Origin of the sequence: Comamonas avium, from assembly GCF_014836675.1 — a bacterium.
GTDB lineage: Bacteria > Pseudomonadota > Gammaproteobacteria > Burkholderiales > Burkholderiaceae_C > Comamonas > Comamonas avium.
This window is the reverse complement of record NZ_JACSQK010000003.1, coordinates 393,686-412,198: the sequence shown is the minus strand read 5'-3', so window position 1 is coordinate 412,198 and position 18,513 is coordinate 393,686. Positions and strand designations below refer to the sequence as shown.

Genomic DNA, 18,513 nt, shown 5'->3' with positions numbered 1-18,513 from the left:
ATCTCTAGAAGGGGAGCTGCCAGCGCTTGACAGACCAGTGCCGGCAGCCCGTTGCACGGAAAACTTAACGGTTGGCCTGATGCAGCAACACCTGCAGCAGCACATTGGCACCGTGCACCAGCTGGTCTGGGTCGGTGTGCTCGTGCACGTTGTGGCTCAGCCCTTGCCGGCTGGGCACAAACACCATGGCGGAGGGGCAAACGCGCGCCAGCATCTGCGCGTCGTGGCCTGCGCCGCTGGGCATGCGCAAGGTGCTCAAGCCCAGCGCATGCGCGTGCTGCTCCACACAGTCCACCAGGTCTGCATCAAAGTCCACCGGCTCAAAATCTGCCAGCTGGCGGTGCTCGCACTGCACCCCGTTTTCACTGGCAATGCGGTTGGCAAAGGCCAGCACTTCGGCCTGCGCCTGGCGCAGAGGTGCCGCCTGTGTGTTGCGCAGGTCCACCGTCATCACGGCCTCCTGTGCGATCACGTTGATCAAATTGGGTTTGAGCTGCAGCCCCCCCACCGTACCCAGCTGGCTGCCACCGTAGCGCACCACCAGGTTGTGAATAAAGGCCGCGCAGCGCATGGCACACATGCCTGCGTCATGGCGCAAGGCCATGGGGGTGGTGCCTGCATGGTTGCTGGTGCCGGTAAAGCGCAGCTGCATCCAGCAAATGCCCTGCACCCCCTGCACCACGCCAATGAGCCGGTCTTGCTGCTCCAGCACAGGGCCCTGCTCGATGTGCAGCTCCACAAAGCTGTCGACCACCGGCGCCCCCACAGGGGCACTGCCTGCGTAGCCGATGCGGGCCAGCTCATCGCCCACGGTGGCTGCGTTGTCGACCGCCTGCGTTGCCAGCGCAGCTTGCAGCGGCATGCCACCCACCATGACCAGGCTGCCCATCATGTCGGGCTGAAAACGCGCGCCTTCTTCATTGGTAAAAAACGCCACCTGAATGGGGCGGCGCGTGCGCACACCTGCAGCGCGCAGCGTGGCCACCACCTCCAGCCCGGCCATGACGCCGTAGTTGCCGTCGTAAAGGCCGCCCGTGCGCACGGTGTCAATGTGGCTGCCCGTCATCACCGGGGGCAAGTCTTGCATGCCGGCACAGGTACCCACCACGTTGCCAATCGCATCCACCTGCACGGCCATACCCAGATCGCGCATTTGCTGCACCGTCCAGTCGCGGCCAGCCTTGTCGGCATCACTCAAGGCCAGACGGTTGGTGCCGCCGCCTTCCAGCGCGCCAAACTGTCCCAGGTCTTGCAGGCGCTGCAGCAGTCGCACACCATCTACGCGCAGTGCGCTCCATGGGGCCGTAGTCATGCGTGCTCCTTGGCGCGTGCGGCCACGGCTTGGGCGCTTTCGCCCACCAGTTGTGCGTACAGCGCAGGGTCTGTAGCCGCCTCGGAACCAAAAAACAGAATGCGGCTGCCGCTGTTGAGCCCCAGCACCTGACGGGCCTGCACGCTCTGGCTGGATGCGATGGCCGCAGCCACACCCGCCACCGCGGATTCACCGGCAACGATGACCGGATCACCACCCAGAGGCTGGGCCAGCAGACGCATGGCCGCCACGGCGGCTGCATCGCTGATGACGCAATACGCATCCGTGCCTTTTTCCAAAATTTCCCATGCCAGGTGCGAGACCTCGCCGCAGGCCAGTCCCGCCATCAGGGTGTCAATATCGCCGGTCACCGCCTTGAGCTGGCCAGCTTTGGCGCTTTGCGCCAGGCAGTCGGCCTTGTCAGGCTCAACCACCACAAAGGTTGGGCGGTCACCGCCATCACGCTCCCAGAAGTAGCCACACACCGCCGCCGCCAGACCGCCCACACCGGCTTGCACAAAGATGTGCGTGGGCCGCTGGGACAGTTGCTCTGCCGCCTCTTGCACCATCAGCTGGTAGCCCTGCATCACATCGCGCGGCACATCCATGTAGCCGGGGTAGGAGGTGTCTGAAATCACAAAACGGCCCTGTGCCTGCGCATCAGCATCGGCCTGGCGCACGGCATCGTCATAGTTGCCCGAGGTACGCACCACCTGAGCGCCGTAATGGGCAATGGCGTCCTTGCGGCCTTCACTGACGGTGGCGTGGATATAGATCACACAGCCGCAGCCAAAACGCTGTGCGCCCCAGGCCACCGAACGGCCATGGTTGCCATCGGTGGCGCAAGTGACCGTGATACCGGCGCACAGAGCGCGGACCTCGGGGGTCAGCAGGTCCTGCGTGCTCAGGCTGCGGCCCAGGCGCTCGCCGAGCTGGCGGCACAGCAGCCGTGCCACCGCATACGCACCACCGAGCGCCTTGAAGCTGCCCAGACCAAAACGCCCCCCTTCGTCTTTGTATTGGACGCTGGCCACGCCCAGGGCCTGCGCCAAGGCGGGCAGGCTGTGCAGTGGTGTGGGCGCATAGCCTTGCCATTGCGAGAGTTCACGCTGTGCCAGAGCCAGCGCGTCGGCACTGAGGATTTCACTGCGCCGTGCGCCATACGGTGTCATGCGGTTGGCAGCACGATTGGCAAAACATTCCACGGCAAGAGGGGCAAGCACGGCGGTATTCATAAGCACTTTCACAGGTTCAAACAAGGCAAATCTCACACAGCGGACACGGGGTTACAGCTGGTGCTCCAGATCTTTGAGCGCCACGTGCAGGCGCTCGATACGCTCCAGCCGGCTGTGCGCCCCGGCACGCAGTTGCTGCGCCAGCGTGGCCGCCAGAAAATTCACGACACTCATGGCGCAAACGTAAGAATCAAACAGCCCCTGCGGGCTGCAAGCGCCGCAGCGCAGCACCAGCTGGGCCTGCATGGCCAGCGCCGAGGCTGGGGCATCGGTCAGCACCAGCACCTTGGCACCGGCACTGCGCGCAGCAGCCAGCACTTGCGGCAAATGGGCGCTGCGGCGGCGAAAGTCCACCGCCAGCACCACGTCCTTGGGGCTGGCGCAGGCCAGCACATCGGCCTCGCGCCCGGCGGCATCATTGAGCATGCAGACATCGCTGCGCACCTGTGCCAGCAGCGACTGCGCGTAAAACGCCGTGACATAACTGTGCCGGTAGCCCACCACCCACAGCCTGCGGGCTTTGCGCAGCAGGGCCAAAGCGGCCTCCAGTTGCGCCTCGGGCACCGCCTGACCCCATTCCTGCAGCCGCTGCGCATCGAGCTTCAAATGGCCGTGAAACTGCTGGGCCACGCTGTCTTTGCGGCGCACACCGGCCATGCGCCCCAGAGGTGACTGCTGCAGTTGCGCCTGACGCAGCGCCTGACGAAATTCGTCGTACCCGGCATAACCCAGACTGCGAAAAAACCGCGCCGCGCTGGACTTGGAGGTACCCGCCAGCGAGGCCAGCTCCGTGGCCGAATAGCCCAGCACCTCGCGCTGGCGCGACAGCACCACATCGGCCAGCTTGCGTTCTGCCTGCGACAGGCTGGCATAGCTTTGGCGTATGCGTGATTCCATCGTGGATGTGTGGGGGTTTTCTGTCATTGCCAGCCTTTGCCTCCATTTGGGTAAATGCCGCACCAGCTTGGGGAGTCGATGCACCAATCTTTGAAATAGCAGTGCCAAATATTTGAAATTCAGGCACTGGCGTTTCACATTCATCACCCTGCTTGCAAAAGCAGTGCCTGTTTGCAAGGCCTGCGCGCTACAGGAGCACACAAAGAACATATGCGCTTGCAAGCAGCGCCATTACCACCACCCGCGCACGCGATTGCATACCACCACTGAAATACAGAGCGATGCAGCAGAAACAGATGTTTCACATATTGGCACGGTATGTGCTGAAAAGGAGCACCCGCAACTTTTTCTCCTCAGGAGTGTTCTATGTCCCTGTCTCGCCGCCTCTTTGCTGCCAGCGCTGTTGCCACGGTGGCCCTGTCTCTGTCCTCCGGTGTCTGGGCACAAGAGGACAAGTCGCTGCAGAACATTCTGGGCAAGAAATCCATTGCACTGGGCATTCCCACCGACTACCCACCGTACGGCTACATGGGCCCCGACTTCAAGCCCACCGGCGTGGATGTGGCCGTAGCACAGCTGATTGCCGACAAGCTGGGCGTGAAAGCGGAGTTTGTGCCGCTCAGCACCCCCAATCGCATTCCTTACCTGCAATCGAGAAAGATTGACCTGATCGTCTCGGCGCTGGGCAAGAACGAAGAGCGCGCCAAGGTGATCGATTTCACCGTCTCCTACGCCCCGTTCTTTCAGGCGGTGTTTGGCCCCAAAGACATCACCATCAAGAGCTTTGACGATCTGGGAGGCAAGACGCTGGCAGTGACACGCGGCACCATTCAGGACGATGCCCTGCAGGCTCTGGCGCCCAAGACGCTGAAGATTCAGCGCTTTGAAGATGACAACGCCACCATGGCCGCCTTCATGACGCAGCAAACCCAGTTTGTGGCCGTGGGTGCCGCCGTGGCAGCGGCTGCGCTGCAAAAGAACCCCAAAGTGCAGGCCGAGTACAAGCTGCTGATCAAAGACTCGCCCAACTACATCGGCGTGCGCAAGGGTGAGACCACGCTGCTCAGCAAGGTCAACGAAATTTTGCGCACCGCCAAGCAAGACGGAACCATCGAGGGCTACTCCCAAAAATGGCTGGGCCGCAGCATGGGCAATCTGCCAGATTGATCTGGCCCACCCTGCGCCGCTGCACGTCGTTTCCTCAGCGGCAACGACGGCCTTGGCTGCGGGCGGTGGCACACCCCAGCGCTCGCTGATGCGCCACCGCTTTTTTGTTTTGCCTTGAATTTGGACTGTCCCCATGGAAATGGATTTCGCCCCCGTGCTGGCCCAGTGGCCCATGCTGCTTCAAGGGCTGATGCTCACTTTCGTGCTGACCGGCATTGCCATACCGCTGGGTGTGCTGCTGGGTATTGCCTGCGCATGGCTGCGCCTGAATGCCGGTGCCGGTGTACGCGCCGTGGTGGCCACCTACGTAGAGATTTTTCGCAACACGCCGTTCATCATCCAGCTGTTCTTTCTGTTTTTTGGACTGCCCTCTCTGGGCGTTCGCATGTCGCCAGAAAGCGCCAGCATCTTGGCGATGACGCTCAATTTAGGGGCCTATGCCTGTGAGCAGATTCGCGCAGGCATTGAAGCCACGCCACGCGGCCAGCTGGAGGCCGCGCAGTGCCTGGCACTGAACCGCTGGCAGACCTTTACCCGCGTGGTGCTACCGCCCTCGCTGGGCCGTGTGTGGCCTGCGCTGACGGGGCAAATCATCATCGTGATGCTGGGCTCTGCCGTGTGCAGCCAGATATCTACCGAAGAAATCTCCTACGCCGCCAATCTGATTTCCAGCCGCACCTTCCGCAGCTTTGAGTCGTACATCGTGGTCACCCTGTGCTACCTGGGTCTGGCCATCCTGCTGCGCCAGCTGCTGGTTTGGGCAGGACCACGCTTCATCTTTGGCCGCCACCGTTAATTGCCCGGAGAGACACCCATGGTTGAATTTACTTTCTGGGACATTGCCTACCAGTTGCTGCTGGCGCTGCGCTGGACCGTCATCCTGTCCATCATTGCCTTTGTCTGCGGCGGCCTGCTGGCTCTGGCTTTGCTGGTGCTGCGCCTGTCCAAACTGCCGGGCGCGGTGCGAGCCGTCTCTGTGTATGTGCAGGTGTTTCAGGGCACCCCGCTGCTGATGCAGATTTTCCTGACCTACTTTGGTCTGGCCTTGATGGGCTTTGACACCTCGCCCATGGTGGCCGCCTGCGTGTGCCTGACGCTGTACTCCGCTGCCTACCTGTGCGATATCTGGCGTGGCTGTGTGGAGTCAGTCCCCAAAGGGCAGTGGGAAGCGTCCTCCAGTCTGGCCATGAGCTTTGCCGAGCAGCTGCGCCACGTCATCTTGCCGCAAGCCATGCGTCTGGGCATTGCGCCCACGGCAGGCTTCATGGTGCAAATCATCAAGGGCACGGCACTGACCAGCGTGATTGGTTTTATTGAAATCACCAAAGCCGGGCAACTGATTGCCAACGCCACCTTCGAGCCTTTCATGGTCTATGGCTGCGTAGCAGCCCTGTACTTTGCGCTGTGCTTTCCGCTGTCGCTATGGAGCCAGCGGCTGGAGCGCCGCATGCGCCCCCAACGCTAACCGATGAACGCTGTTTTGGAATCTGCCATGTCTTCTACTGTTTCTTCTTCCTCTACGCTGCCTTTGGTAGACATTGCCGGCCTGCGCAAAAGCTTTGGCAACAACGAAGTGCTCAAGGGCGTGGACCTGCAGGTCAACCGCGGCGAGGTGGTGGCCATCATTGGCAAAAGCGGCTCTGGCAAGAGCACACTGCTGCGCTGCATCAACGGTCTGGAAAGCTTTCAGGAAGGCCAGCTGACCGTGCACGGTCAGGCCTTGCAAGCCAGTGACCCGCAAGCCATGCGCGAGCTGCGCAAAAACGTGGGCATGATTTTTCAGAACTTCAACCTGTTTCCGCACCTGAGCGTGGGCCGCAACGTGATGCTGGCCCCCTCGCTGGTCATGAACCAGCCCAAAGCCGTCGCCCGCGCCAACGCCGAGCGCCTGCTGCAGCGCGTAGGTTTGGCTGAAAAGTTTGACGCCATGCCCGATCAGCTGTCTGGCGGCCAGCAGCAGCGCGTAGCGATTGCACGTGCGCTGGCCATGGACCCCGAAATTTTGCTCTGCGACGAGGTCACCTCTGCGCTGGACCCCGAGCTGGTGGGCGAAGTGCTGAGCGTGGTCGAGGGCCTGGCCGAGCAAGGCATGACGCTGATGATGGTCACGCACGAGATGAGTTTTGCACGCAAGGTGAGCGACAAGGTCGTCTTCATGCACCAGGGCAAGGTGCACGAAGTGGGTGCACCCGAGCAGCTGTTTGGCCACCCACAAACGCCTGAGCTGCGGCAGTTTCTGGGCCTGTCAACCCATTAACAGTCAGCAATAGCCTTTAAGCACCCTCAAGACCCACCAAGAGCCGCCGCCCCCACCCTGCGCATCTTGGGTTTGCGTGGGACATGATGCGCAAAGCCACAGGCCAAGAAAGTCCGTGCAGGCGTACGACAAGGCAAAGCGACGACCTTTCCGGGCTGGCGTGAGCGGCTCTAAAAAAGAAGCAGTCATCGCTTGTATGGCTTAGCTTTCAGATAGTTTTCTATCTAAAAATCAATGCCACCAAGCGTTGACCGCTATTTTTTTAATTTCTCTTTACGCTGCGCGGGCGTAAGTGGACGTGAACGTCGCTTTCGCAATCGTGTGGGCGTTAATCATGTAGCCACAGATGGCTGCCGTCGCATCGTCCGGAATGTCCAGCTTGTCCACCGACAGCGCATGCACGGTAAAGATGTAGCGGTGCGGCTTGTCACCCGGAGGTGGGCACATGCCACCCCAGGCAAAAATACCGTAGTCGTTGCGCATCTGGCGCGCACCTGCGGGCAGGCTGGTGCTGCCTTTGGTGCCCGCATTGGCGTTCAGCTCGGTCGTGCTGGCGGGCAGGTCCACCACAATCCAGTGCCACCAGCCGCAGCCCGTGGGCGCATCCGGGTCAAACACGGTCAGTGCCAGGCTTTTGGTGCCTTGCGGTGCACCGCTCCAGCGCAGCACAGGCGATTCGTTGCGCCCACCGCAGCCAAACATGTCCGATTCAAATTCCGGCGCAATCGTGCCACCAGCTGGAATGTCAGGGCTGTGGAGGGTGAAAGTCGTAGTCATTGCGTACATCTCCTTGATCACAAGCTGACCAGTATGCACGCTGGCGCAATAAGTTCAGGTGATGCGACTTCAGCCAGCGAGATATGTTTGAGAATGAATCTCATCTACACTACATGACTTCTTAGTTTTTTGCACTGCCATGTCCGCCAGCCCCGCCACTCCAAGCCCCGACACCTCTCGCCGCCACTGGCTGGCCAGCGCACTGGCAGTCCCCAGTCTGAGCATGCTGGGTTGCGCTGCAGTCGACTCCACAGTGGCCGCCAGCCCTGCAGCTGCCACCCCAGCACTGGTCCAGCCCTGGCCCATGCCAGGCGTGCGCTACATGGACCTGCCCGCACCCACGCTGCCGGGCACAAGCAAAGCACGCCAGCACCGCGTCATGGTCTACGTACCACAGGGCAGCGCCCCAGCCGGTGGCTGGCCGGTGATTTATGTGCTGGATGGCAATCTGATGTTCCCCATCGTGGCCCAGCTGGTGCACAACCGGGGGGGGCGCGGCGCAGACATGCGCGGCCACAGCGCCGTGGTGGTGGGTCTGGGTCATGCGCTGCCGCCGGACAGCGATGAAGTACATGACCGTGCGGCCCGCACCTACGACTACACCCTGCCTTACGCGGGGGTAGGCCCCGACAGTCAGGGCCGCGCACAAGGCGGTGCCGATGTGTTTCTGGACTGGATCGCCCAGCAGCTGCAACCCCTGCTGCAATCGCAGCTGCCGCTCAGTGCCCAGCAACAGACGCTGGTGGGCCACTCCTACGGTGGCCTGCTGACCTTGCACACCTTGTTCACGCGCACAGCCATGTTCCAGCGCTATGTGACGGCCAGCCCTTCGCTGTGGTGGGGCGGCGGCATTGTGCTGGAGGAAGCCGTGCAGTTCATGCGCCGCTATGCCTCAGGTCAGAGTGCACTGCCATCGGCCTTGAATGTCTATGTCAGCCAGGGCAGCGAAGAAATGTCGGCCCGGCGCGACCCCGCTCGCACACCCAACCCCGAGCGTGAAGCCGCAGCCAGACAGGCCCAGGCACGCGCACAGAGCCACGGGCTGACCAACGCAGCCAGTCTGTCTGCCGCCTTGAATCAGGTGCAAGGCCTGCAGTGCCAGCACAACATCTGGCCGGGCGCAAGCCACGGCGGCACCCAGCTGTATGCCTGCATGCAAGCGGCACAGGTGGGCGTCTGGGCAGCACCCTCACAAGCACCCGGCTAAGCCGCCGTCTGCACCAACCGCAGCGGCTTTGCATGCCGCCTTTGCGCTGCTGACTGGGCGGACTGCGGCTTCATTGCTCCTCGTCTTCAGCGCATAGCTGCCCTGTGCGGGGCTGCATGCACCACCATGCAGCACGCCGCCGCACTCCCTCCTCCATCTCAAGCAGTGCCTGCGCTGCAGGGCATGCAGCCTTACCGCCAGCAGCGGCTGCACTCCTCGTTCACAGGCCCAACGCACTTGGCCCACACTTGGCCCAGACACAGCCCTGTGCTTTGGTACGCTGTGGGTTTTGTTCGCACCACCACCGCCCTATGTCTTGCACCCTCACCGCCCTTGTGGGCCAAAGCGCTGCGCTGATTGATACACCCACTCTGGTCATTGATCTGGATGCCATGGAGCGCAACATGGCGCGCATGGCGGGCTTTGCGCAGCAGCACCAGCTGCTGTGGCGCCCGCATGCCAAGCTGCACAAAAGCGTGCAGATTGCGCACTGGCTAGAGCAGGCCGGTGCCCACGGGCACTGCGTGCAAAAGACCAGTGAAGCCCAGGCGCTGGCGGCAGGCGGCATCCGCAACATCTACATCAGCAACGAAGTCATTGCCCCTGCCAAACTGGCGCGCGTGGCCCAGCTCAGCCAGCAGCTGCATGCGCAGGGGGGCCGTCTGGCACTGGCGGTAGACAGCCTTGAAGGCATTGCGCGTCTGGCCCACGCCATGCAGGCCGCCGGGGCAGCCCCTGCCAGCATCGATGTGATGGTGGAAATTAACGTCGGGCAAAACCGCTGCGGTGCAGAGCCCGGCCCGGCTGCCGTACGCCTGGCACAGGCGGTGCATGCCCAGCCCACGCTGCTGTTTGCGGGTTTGCAGGCCTACCACGGCGCAGCCCAGCACATGCGCACAGCGGCTGCACGTCAGGCGGCCATCGCTCAGGCCTTGCAGCACATTGCCACCACGCGCCGTGCATTCGATGCAGCAGGCCTGCACATCCCCCTGGTCACCGGTGCTGGTACAGGCACCTTCATCCACGAAGCGGCCAGCGGCGTGTATGGCGAGTTGCAGACTGGCTCGTTTCTGTTCATGGATGCCGATTACGCAGCCAACGAGCGCGACCCCGCACAGCCCGTGTTTGAGCATGCGCTGTTCGTCAAAACGCAGGTGATGTCGGTCAGCGCCACGCACGCAGTGTGCGATGCCGGGCACAAGTCACACGCCATTGATTCTGGCCTGCCCACTGTGCACGGTCTGCCTGCCGAGCATGCGCTGCGCTTTGCCAATGGTGGCGACGAACACGGCGTACTGCACCCTGATGCATCCGCCGGCAATGCCAGCGGCTGGCTGCCTGCGCTGGGCGAGGCACTGTGGCTGATTCCCGGCCACTGCGACCCTACGGTCAACCTGCACAGCCTCATGGTGGGCGTGCGCGGCGGTCTGAACGGCGGGGTGGTGGAATGCGTGCTCACCGTAGATGGGCGTGGCGCACTGACCTGAGCGGCGCAGGATGGCTGCAAGCAGCACCCACCAAGCAAAGCCATCCGCTGCAACAACGCACCAAGGCTGGGATGAATGGCCCCTGGCTTCAGACCCGCTGGAATACGTCGTTTCTTTGCCCTGCCGCAAGGGGCTGCACTGTCTGTGGCTTTGCGCCTCGTCTCCAACGCGAATAAAGGATGGGCTGTGCGGCGTTTGCGCTTGCCAGCACCAGGCAGCTACCAAAAGAAAAGCTGCCAGCGCTGGCAGAGTAAGCATTTCAGTATGTATTGATACTGAAATGCAATACCCGCGAGCGCTGGCAGCTCTTTTATTTGCTGCTTCTTACAGTTCGCCGTAGCTGTGCAGACCTGACAGGAACATGTTCACGCCCAGGAAGGCAAACGTGGTAATGGCCAGCCCCACCAGCGCCCACCAGGCAGAGACCGTGCCGCGCAGGCCCTTCATCAGCCGCATGTGCAGCCAGGCGGCGTAGTTCAGCCACACAATCAGTGCCCAGGTCTCCTTGGGGTCCCAGCTCCAGTAACCGCCCCAGGCTTCGGCGGCCCACAAGGCACCCAGCACGGTGGCAATGGTAAAGAAGGCAAAGCCCACGGCGATGGATTTGTACATCACATCGTCCAGAACTTCAAAGGCAGGCAGGCGTGCTGCAATGGTTTTACGTGCAGCCAAAATCGCACCCACGATCAGCGCCGAAATACCAAAGTACACCAGCCAGTAGCTGCTGCCCGTTTCTTGACTTTGACGGAATGCCAGCGGCTCAAAGCACAGCGCCACGCCCAGCAGCCAAAGGGGTGCCAGCTTGTACCACTTGGTCTCCTGGGCTTGCTGCTTGATCAGGTAGGCAAAGGCCACCATGGCTGCCAGCGCAAACGTGCCGTAGCCAACAAAATTGGCGGGCACGTGCACCTTCATCCACCAGCTTTGCAGCGCAGGCACCAGAGGTTGAATTTCATGCGCTTCACGAATCACGGTGTACCAGAGCAAAAAGCCCACAGCGGCACTGACCACCAGCATGACAAAACCGCCCAGCGAACGGGTCTTGTACTGCTCTTCGTAGTACAGATAAAACAGCGACGTCATCCAGATGAACATGACGAACACTTCGTACAGGTTGCTCACCGGAATGTGACCAATGTCCGGGCCCAGCAAATAGCTTTCAAACCAGCGCGTCATGGTGCCCACCAGCGCCAGCGTGATTGCCACCCAGGTGATGCGCGAGCCAATGGTGCCAAAGGCATCGCGTTCGCCCTTGGCGAACAGGCTGATCCAGTAAAAGATGGTGGCCATGAAGCACAGCACACTCATCCACAAGATGGCGGACTGGCTGGACAGCAGGTATTTAAGACCAAACACCGTGTCTGAGCGGTCAATGTGCGCCACCCCATCTGGCCCCTGGTACAGCCATATCGCCAGCAAAGACAAGGCCGCAACCGCCAGCATCAGCTTGGCCAGCGGCCGCCAGAACCAGCCCAGCCAGATCATGGTGGGGATGGTCCCAATCAGGATGCCTTTTTCATAGACATCCATGGCCCCGTAATACCGCTGCAGTGCAAACACACCGCCCATGACCACCAGTGCTGCAAACAACCAGTCAAACCAGTTGCGGCGCACAAAGTAGCCTTCATTCAATGTCATGGTGGAAGTAGTTGCACTACTCATACAGAACGCTCCGTGGGGGATGGCTGTGCCGCAGGTGCGGCCAGCAATTTCTCAGTCAAATTCTCAAACTCGCGGTCAGTGTCCATGATCTTGCGATTGGATGACAGCGCCATGGTTGCTCGGGCCGCTGCATCACCTTGCGCAGTCAGCCACACCCACAGGCGGCGGTCGCGCACATACAGCATGGCAAATACGCCAATGATCAGGAACAGACAGCCCAGATACACAATCTTTTTACCCGGTGCACGCGCCACCTGGAAGACGCTGGCTTGCACCTGCGTGAAGTCTTCCATCATGAACGTCATGGGGGCCGGATAGAACTGTGCATCGCTGAGCGAGAACACCGATTGCGTCATGAAGGCCAGTGTCTGCTCGCCGGGTTCCAGTGGTTTGAGTCCCGCTTTTTCACGGCTCAGCTGTGCCAGATCGAACAACACGCCATTCAAAATACGAATCAGCACCTCACTGGCGCGCTCACGCTCAGCCTCTGGCACATTGGTTTCCATGAATTGGCTAATGGCCTGCAAGCCACCGTCGGGCTTACCTTCTGAGTTACCTGAGCCTGCAAACAAACCTACAGCGCGCAATGCCGACTGGCCCAGCGCTTCGCGCAGATCTGCGCGGTCTGCAGCCACCGCTTGCAGGGCATAGCGGCGCACCGCCTCTTGACGCATCGCTGGGTTGTTCAAGGCTGCGCGCAGGCGCAAAAACCCTTGAATACTGCCCTGGTCATCCGCAGGCACACGCAGGTAGCGGAAGGCCTCAGCCGGTGTATCACGCACGCCCAGCAGGAACATGGGCACACCATCGCCAAAGTCCACGGGGCTCATGTAGTTCTGGAACTCGCGGGCCTGACCCGATGCATCCCGCAACTTGTAGCCAATGCTGGGGCCAATGTTGCGCAGTTTTTTATCGGTGACGGTCTTGTGCCCACCACCCAGACGGGACTCCACCGAGCTGCGCAAGTCCACCTTGCGCACATCCACCTCAGCGCCGGGCGACTTGGCCGCGCCAAAGTTTTCGACATTGATGGTGCGCAGTTCTGTGAACTCCAGCGTCAGCACATCTTCTGGCTTGCTGGAGCCTCCACGCAGCAGCTGCGTTGTGCCACCAATCTGGCCCGTGACCTCAAAGGTCTCGCCATTTTCAACAAACGGCACTGCGCGCAGTTTGACCGTAGAGCCGCCGTCATCGAAGCTGGACTGGTAAATCTCAATGCCTTTGTAATTGGCCGGGTGGTTGACCTTGATCCGCTGCTCAATCTGCTCGCCCGTTTCCTTGTCGTGAATGATCACGTCACTGGCAAACAGCTTGGGCATGCCCGTGTCGTAGTACTCCACGATGAACTTTTTCAACTCTACGGAAAACGGCAGCTCCTGCAGCAGCACGCCATCTGACTGGTTCAAGATGGCTGTGCCCGCTTGCGTGCCTTCTGCCACCATCAAATTGCCACGGAAGGTAGGGTTGCGCAGCGAAAGACGGTGCTCCTGGGGCACATCCGAAATACGGCCACCCCCTGTGTAAGGCGTCTTGCCGCCCAGCCACATCTGGGCACGCACCACCAGATCACCATCGAGCAAGCCCCCAATACAGATCAGCACAATGGCCGCGTGGGCTGCCATGTAGCCAATCTTGTGGGCAGCGCCCGCCTTGGCCGCCAGCATGTACCCCTTGCCATTCGCCGTCTCACGCTCTTGCAGCTTCACTTTCCAGCCACTGCGCGTCAAGATGCCGCCAATGCGCTGCGCCGCTGCCTGCGGTGTTTCTGCCAGCTGTGCCTGAGCCTTGTGGTGGAAAGCCTGCAAGCTTTGCTCGCGGATGTTTTCTTTGTAGTTACGCAGATCAGCCAAATACTTGGGTGTATGGCGAATCAGGCACAAACTGGTGCTGATCACCAGAAACGCCAAAATCAGCAAAAACCACCAGGCGCTGTAGACCGCACTGAGCTTGAGTGCCGCAAACAGCTCTGCCCAGAATGGACCAAACTGGTTGACATAGTTCACCGAAGGTTCGTGCTGCTTTAAGACCGTACCAATGACCGAAGCAATGCAAATGACGGTCAGCAGCGAAATCGCAAAACGCATGGAAGCCAGCAACTCGAGCACCGACCGCATCAGTTGCGGGCGCTCGACTTCATGGGGCTTGCCAGAAGAGGTATCAGACATGGAAAAAAGACTCAGGGCCCGAAATAAAAAAAAGGCGGGCCATCACAACTTGATGGACCCGCCTTTTTTAGGGTTTGTTATGGGCGGCAAGTTCCGCGTTTAAGCGCGGAAAACTTGATTTAACGCAAGCCAGCAATGTAGTCTGCAACGGCCTTGACTTCACGATCGTTCAGCTTGGCTGCTACATCGCGCATTTGGATGTTGTTGCCACGCGTTCCATCACGGAAAGCATTCAGCTGCTTGGCGGTGTAGTCGGCATGCTGCCCAGACAGGCGGGGGTACTGCGCCGGAATGCCTGCGCCGTTCGGGCTGTGGCAACTGACACAGGCTGCAATTTTACGATCAGGGATGCCACCACGGTAGATGCGCTCTCCCAATACCACCAATTGCTTGTCGGTTGCAAAGCCGTTTTTAGCGGGCTGTTTGGCCAGCCAAGCGGTAATGTTGGTCATTTCCTCTTCGGACAACATCATCGCGGGGCCCTTCATGACGGGGTCGACACGCTTGTCGTCCTTGAAATCATGGAGTTGCTTGAGCAAATACTCTGGATGTTGTTGTGCCAATTTAGGATTGACGACAATAGTCGAATTGCCATCCGCACCGTGACAAGCTGCGCAAACAGCTTCAAAACTGGCCTGACCCTTAACAAGATCAGGCTTGGCTGGTGTTTCGCCCGCCGCGAAGGCCGGGAGAGCGGGTGCTGCCAGTGCGGCAGCCGTCAGCAAAGAGGCGAGCAACTTCATATTGTGGGTCTGGTTATGTGCGCAAAACTGCCAGATTCTACAATGACGCCCTAACGCTTAATACCCCCCCATGACGACCAACTCTCCCGCATTTGCTTCGGGTCAAACTTCTGACCTTATTGATCCCAAGCTCGCCATGGGCTGGATGCACACGGCGCGCTTCCTGACTACGGCAGCACAACTGCACCATTTACCTGTGGTGGATGTGCCTGAGATTGCCTTCGTAGGCCGCTCCAACGCTGGTAAATCCACCTCCATCAACACACTGACTCAGCAAAAGCAACTGGCTTTTGCATCCAAGAAACCAGGCCGCACACAGCACATCAATTTGTTCTCTTTGGGCAAGCAAGGTGTCACAGATGCCGTGCTGGCCGACCTGCCAGGCTACGGCTATGCCGCAGTATCGCGCTCGGACAAAGAGCGCTGGCAGCGTGTGATGCTGAACTACCTCATGCAGCGCGAAAGCCTGACTGCGGTCGTTTTGCTGTGTGACCCCCGCCTGGGCCTGACGGAGCTGGATGAAGCTTTGCTCAATGCCATCCGTCCGCGCGTGGAAAACGGCTTGAAGTTCCTGATCTTGCTGACCAAGGCAGACAAGCTGACACGAGCCGAGCAAGCCAAGATTTTGTCCATCACCAAGCTCAACGCCGGTGGTGGCGAGGTGCGCATGTTCTCGGCCCTGAAAAAACAGGGCGTGGACGATGTGGCGCAGCTGCTATGGCACTGGAGCCACCCAGAAGGTGTCAACACAGGGAAAACAGAGCCTGCAGCCGTCGCCCCTGAGACGCCAGCACCCACAAAACCTGCTGAAGATTGAGCGCAACAGCACCACACAGGTGCTGCTTTGCGGGAGATCTTGATGGTTCGCACAGGCACACTCACTTTGCCGCATGGCATTACCTTGCGCTGCCGCAGCAGCGGCCACCCAGACCAGCCATTGCTGGTCTTTTTACATGGTTTCCCGGAGGGTGCATTCATCTGGGATGGCCTGCTGGAGCCACTGGGCACAGACTACTATTGCGTAGCACCCGATCTGCGTGGCTATGGCCACTCCAGCCAGCCGACTGCGGTAGACGACTATCGCCCCAGGGCTTTGGTGCAAGATCTGGTGGCCCTGATTGAGCAGCTCACACCGGGTCGCCCAGCAGCCTGTGTGATTGCCCATGACTGGGGCGGCGCACTGGCATGGAATTTGGCCAACCAGCATGCACGCCTGATGCAGCGCCTGCTCATCATCAACGCTCCGCACCCCGGCAGCTTTGTGCGTGAGCTGCAACGCAACCCCGCACAGCAGGCTGCCAGCCAGTACATGCACTATCTGCGCAGGCCCGATGCAGCCGAGCTGCTGCTGGCCAACCAGGGGGCAAAGTTGTTTGATTTTTTCCGCGATGCTCAGGGCCAATGGCCCGCCTGGCTGACCCCGGCGTTGCGCACGCAATACTTAGCGCACTGGCAACTGGGCCTGCACGGGCCATGTGCGTATTACGCCGCCAGTCCGCTGGTGCCTCCCCGAGGAGATGACGCCGGCGCTCACCAGCTGGCGTTACCCGAAAGCATGCTGCGCATTGAAGTACCCACCCACATCCTCTGGGGAGAGAAAGATGTGGCTTTGCGCCCCGAACTCCTGCACGGGCTGGATGACTGGATTGCTCACTTGCACATCCAGCGCATCTCACACGGCAGTCATTGGCTGGTGCATGAGATGCCACAGCTGGTGATAGATACCGTGCGCCAGATCACCCGCAGCGATATGGATATGCCATAAAAAAAATAGCTGCCAATGCTGGCAGCTATTTGATAGCTATTTGATTTGAAGACACTTTTTCTTATTTTTGCCCGTAGAGCGAAGCTTGGCCTTCTGGCCGCGTTTTGAAACGCTTGTGCACCCAGTAGTACTGCGCTGGCATGGTGCGAATGGCGGCCTCCAGTTCACGGTTCATGCGCGCCGTGTCGGCAACGTGGTCATCCGTCGGAAAGTTTTCCCATGCTGGGGTCATCTGCGCCACATAACCGTCTGGTGTCATGCGGTTGTACAGGCCCACCACTTTGGCCTTGCCCAGCCGCGCAAAGCGCGACAGCGAAGGAATGGTGGCGGTCTGCTCCACATGAAAGAAAGGCACGAACACGGAATCGTTCTTGCCATAGTCCATATCCGGCAGCAAATACAGCAGCCCGCCTTTACGCAGCACTGAGATGATGGGTTTGACACCATCGGCGCGGTTGAGCATGCGTACATTGCCAAAGCGCTGACGCCCCTGCATGAACCATTCATCAAGCACGGGGTCAGGGTTGGTGGCAAAAATGGAGGTGAACTCGCGCTCGGTATTGAGCGGCAGAGCCAGACCGCCAGCATCCATGCTGTAAAAGTGCGGTGCAAAAACGATGGTGGGCGTATCGCCCTGCAGCTCGTGAACGGCCCCGGTCAATTTCACGCGGCTGCGCACCAGCGCTTCAGAGCCAAACCACAGCCAGCTGCGGTCCAAAAAGGTCTGGCAGAACACCACGAACGTTTCTCTGGCCAGCGCCTGACGTTCTGCCCGGGTCTTCTCCGGAAAACACAGCTCCAGATTACGCAGTGCAATCTTGCGCCGAGGCGCAGCCAACACAAACAGCACACGCCCCACCACGCGGCCCAAGCCGCGCAACACCGGCAGTGGCAACTTGGCCAGCCCGTGCATACACGCAATACCCAATTTGCTCCAGCTCATGCGGCACCACTGTCTGCCGATGTGGGCTGCGCTTCGTGTCGAGGCTGTTTATACCGCCCGTAGCCCCAAAGATACTGGGTCGGGCACTGGCGAATCGTGTGTTCCATGGCTTGATTAATTTGCACAACGGCCTCATCGAGCTGAGTCGCCAAGGGCGTTGGCAATCCTTCAAAAAATAGTTCGTAACCCCGCCCTGCAGGCAAACGCTCGCAACGCACCAAAATCACCGTAGCTCCAGTTTGCAGGGCCAGGCGCGCAGCCAGCGTCATCGTGTATGCATCTTTACCAAAAAACGGGGCCCATTGGCCTTGTCCATGGGGTGGAACCTGGTCGGGCAGCAGGCCCACAGCCTCGCCCTTGCGCAAGGCCTTGATCATTTGCCGCACACCAGCCAGCGTAGTGGGTACGGCCTGAATACCGCCCCGATTGCGTGCAGTCAGCATCATCTCGGCCAGCCAGGCTTGCTTGGCAGGCCTGTACAAGATCGTGATAGGGCCATGCTGCGCAGACCACCGATGGGCTGCGCCTTGCACCGACAGCTCAAAGCACCCCAAATGCGGTGTCAAAAACAAAATGCCCTTGCCTTTGGCCCACGCCTGTTCAACCACCTCGGTGCCATGCATCGCGTTGACTGGCGTTTCTTTCAGCCACAGCCGTGGCAACTCCGTCACCATGCGGCCCGCGTGTCCAATCGCCGCTCGCACTTCAGAAAAACGATAGCCTGCTTGCGCACTGTTAATGCCAAACCGCCGCCGATACGTGGGCGAACACAACCACGCCAGCCAGCCCATGGCTGCACCACACAGATGCGCCAGCCACAAAGGCACTACAGAAAGAATACGGAATAAAGTTAGCATTACAATTCAAGTTGTCGCCGAGTTAACAGAGCAACTTGC

The 18,513-nt window shown here is 60.2% G+C and carries 17 protein-coding genes; 8 read left to right on the top strand and 9 right to left on the bottom strand.

Features of this window, described 5'->3' with window-relative positions; translation table 11 throughout:
- Positions 1 to 64 precede the first annotated feature (64 nt).
- The 3 genes from H9646_RS07115 to H9646_RS07105 form a co-directional block, all read right to left on the bottom strand.
- On the bottom strand, positions 65 to 1,312 hold the full coding sequence (locus tag H9646_RS07115) for a Zn-dependent hydrolase (protein ID WP_191722647.1): 1,248 nt from the start codon (positions 1,310 to 1,312) through the stop codon (positions 65 to 67).
- Positions 1,309 to 2,484, bottom strand: a complete 1,176-nt coding sequence (locus H9646_RS07110) for a diaminopropionate ammonia-lyase (RefSeq protein WP_404813089.1) — start codon at positions 2,482 to 2,484, stop codon at positions 1,309 to 1,311. Before H9646_RS07110 ends, H9646_RS07115 begins: the two co-directional genes overlap by 4 nt.
- A gap of 114 nt (positions 2,485 to 2,598) precedes the next feature.
- On the bottom strand, positions 2,599 to 3,444 hold the full coding sequence (locus H9646_RS07105) for a MurR/RpiR family transcriptional regulator (protein ID WP_225214032.1): 846 nt from the start codon (positions 3,442 to 3,444) through the stop codon (positions 2,599 to 2,601).
- A 366-nt stretch (positions 3,445 to 3,810) separates the two neighbouring features.
- On the opposite strand from H9646_RS07105, the gene H9646_RS07100 reads away from it, so the two are divergent.
- The 4 genes from H9646_RS07100 to H9646_RS07085 all read left to right on the top strand — a co-directional run bounded on the left by H9646_RS07100 (position 3,811) and on the right by H9646_RS07085 (position 6,868).
- Positions 3,811 to 4,611, top strand: a complete 801-nt coding sequence (locus tag H9646_RS07100; protein ID WP_191722644.1) for a transporter substrate-binding domain-containing protein — start codon at positions 3,811 to 3,813, stop codon at positions 4,609 to 4,611.
- A gap of 133 nt (positions 4,612 to 4,744) precedes the next feature.
- Positions 4,745 to 5,407 (top strand): amino acid ABC transporter permease, encoded by a 663-nt coding sequence (locus H9646_RS07095; protein WP_191722643.1) that lies wholly within the window; start codon positions 4,745 to 4,747, stop codon positions 5,405 to 5,407.
- Between the two features lie 18 nt (positions 5,408 to 5,425).
- Complete coding sequence (locus tag H9646_RS07090; RefSeq protein ID WP_191722642.1) at positions 5,426 to 6,076, top strand: amino acid ABC transporter permease; 651 nt, start codon at positions 5,426 to 5,428, stop codon at positions 6,074 to 6,076.
- A 3-nt stretch (positions 6,077 to 6,079) separates the two neighbouring features.
- Positions 6,080 to 6,868, top strand: coding sequence for an amino acid ABC transporter ATP-binding protein (locus tag H9646_RS07085; RefSeq protein ID WP_404813086.1), 789 nt, complete (start codon positions 6,080 to 6,082; stop codon positions 6,866 to 6,868).
- A 273-nt stretch (positions 6,869 to 7,141) separates the two neighbouring features.
- On the opposite strand, the gene H9646_RS07080 is transcribed toward H9646_RS07085, so the two are convergent.
- Positions 7,142 to 7,645: a YbhB/YbcL family Raf kinase inhibitor-like protein gene (locus H9646_RS07080; protein ID WP_191722641.1), complete on the bottom strand. Its 504-nt coding sequence runs from the start codon at positions 7,643 to 7,645 to the stop codon at positions 7,142 to 7,144.
- Between the two features lie 139 nt (positions 7,646 to 7,784).
- Between H9646_RS07080 and H9646_RS07075 the strand changes: the two genes are divergently transcribed.
- On the top strand, positions 7,785 to 8,852 hold the full coding sequence (locus H9646_RS07075) for an alpha/beta hydrolase (RefSeq protein ID WP_191722640.1): 1,068 nt from the start codon (positions 7,785 to 7,787) through the stop codon (positions 8,850 to 8,852).
- A 311-nt stretch (positions 8,853 to 9,163) separates the two neighbouring features.
- Entirely contained in the window at positions 9,164 to 10,339 is a 1,176-nt protein-coding gene (locus H9646_RS07070) for a DSD1 family PLP-dependent enzyme (RefSeq protein WP_191722639.1), read from the top strand.
- Between the two features lie 324 nt (positions 10,340 to 10,663).
- On the opposite strand, the gene ccsB is transcribed toward H9646_RS07070, so the two are convergent.
- The 3 genes from ccsB to H9646_RS07055 form a co-directional block, all read right to left on the bottom strand.
- Complete coding sequence (gene ccsB, locus H9646_RS07065) at positions 10,664 to 12,001, bottom strand: c-type cytochrome biogenesis protein CcsB (RefSeq protein WP_191722638.1); 1,338 nt, start codon at positions 11,999 to 12,001, stop codon at positions 10,664 to 10,666.
- Entirely contained in the window at positions 11,998 to 14,166 is a 2,169-nt protein-coding gene (locus H9646_RS07060) for a cytochrome c biogenesis protein ResB (RefSeq protein ID WP_191722637.1), read from the bottom strand. Before H9646_RS07060 ends, ccsB begins: the two co-directional genes overlap by 4 nt.
- A gap of 119 nt (positions 14,167 to 14,285) precedes the next feature.
- The gene (locus tag H9646_RS07055) at positions 14,286 to 14,909 is read right to left on the bottom strand and encodes a c-type cytochrome (RefSeq protein WP_191722636.1); all 624 of its coding nucleotides are present in this window, start codon (positions 14,907 to 14,909) and stop codon (positions 14,286 to 14,288) included.
- A gap of 70 nt (positions 14,910 to 14,979) precedes the next feature.
- Between H9646_RS07055 and yihA the strand changes: the two genes are divergently transcribed.
- Positions 14,980 to 15,726 carry a ribosome biogenesis GTP-binding protein YihA/YsxC gene (gene yihA / locus H9646_RS07050; RefSeq protein ID WP_191722635.1) on the top strand — a complete coding sequence of 249 codons (747 nt, stop codon included), beginning with the start codon at positions 14,980 to 14,982 and terminating at the stop codon, positions 15,724 to 15,726.
- Positions 15,727 to 15,768: 42 nt separating this feature from the next.
- Positions 15,769 to 16,674 carry an alpha/beta fold hydrolase gene (locus tag H9646_RS07045; protein WP_191722634.1) on the top strand — a complete coding sequence of 302 codons (906 nt, stop codon included), beginning with the start codon at positions 15,769 to 15,771 and terminating at the stop codon, positions 16,672 to 16,674.
- 61 nt (positions 16,675 to 16,735) lie between these two features.
- Here the strand turns inward: H9646_RS07045 and H9646_RS07040 are convergent, their stop codons facing one another.
- Together H9646_RS07040 and H9646_RS07035 are read right to left on the bottom strand one after the other, a co-directional pair.
- Positions 16,736 to 17,617: a lysophospholipid acyltransferase family protein gene (locus H9646_RS07040; protein WP_191722633.1), complete on the bottom strand. Its 882-nt coding sequence runs from the start codon at positions 17,615 to 17,617 to the stop codon at positions 16,736 to 16,738.
- Positions 17,614 to 18,474 carry a lysophospholipid acyltransferase family protein gene (locus H9646_RS07035; protein ID WP_191722632.1) on the bottom strand — a complete coding sequence of 287 codons (861 nt, stop codon included), beginning with the start codon at positions 18,472 to 18,474 and terminating at the stop codon, positions 17,614 to 17,616. Before H9646_RS07035 ends, H9646_RS07040 begins: the two co-directional genes overlap by 4 nt.
- Positions 18,475 to 18,513: the final 39 nt, after the last annotated feature.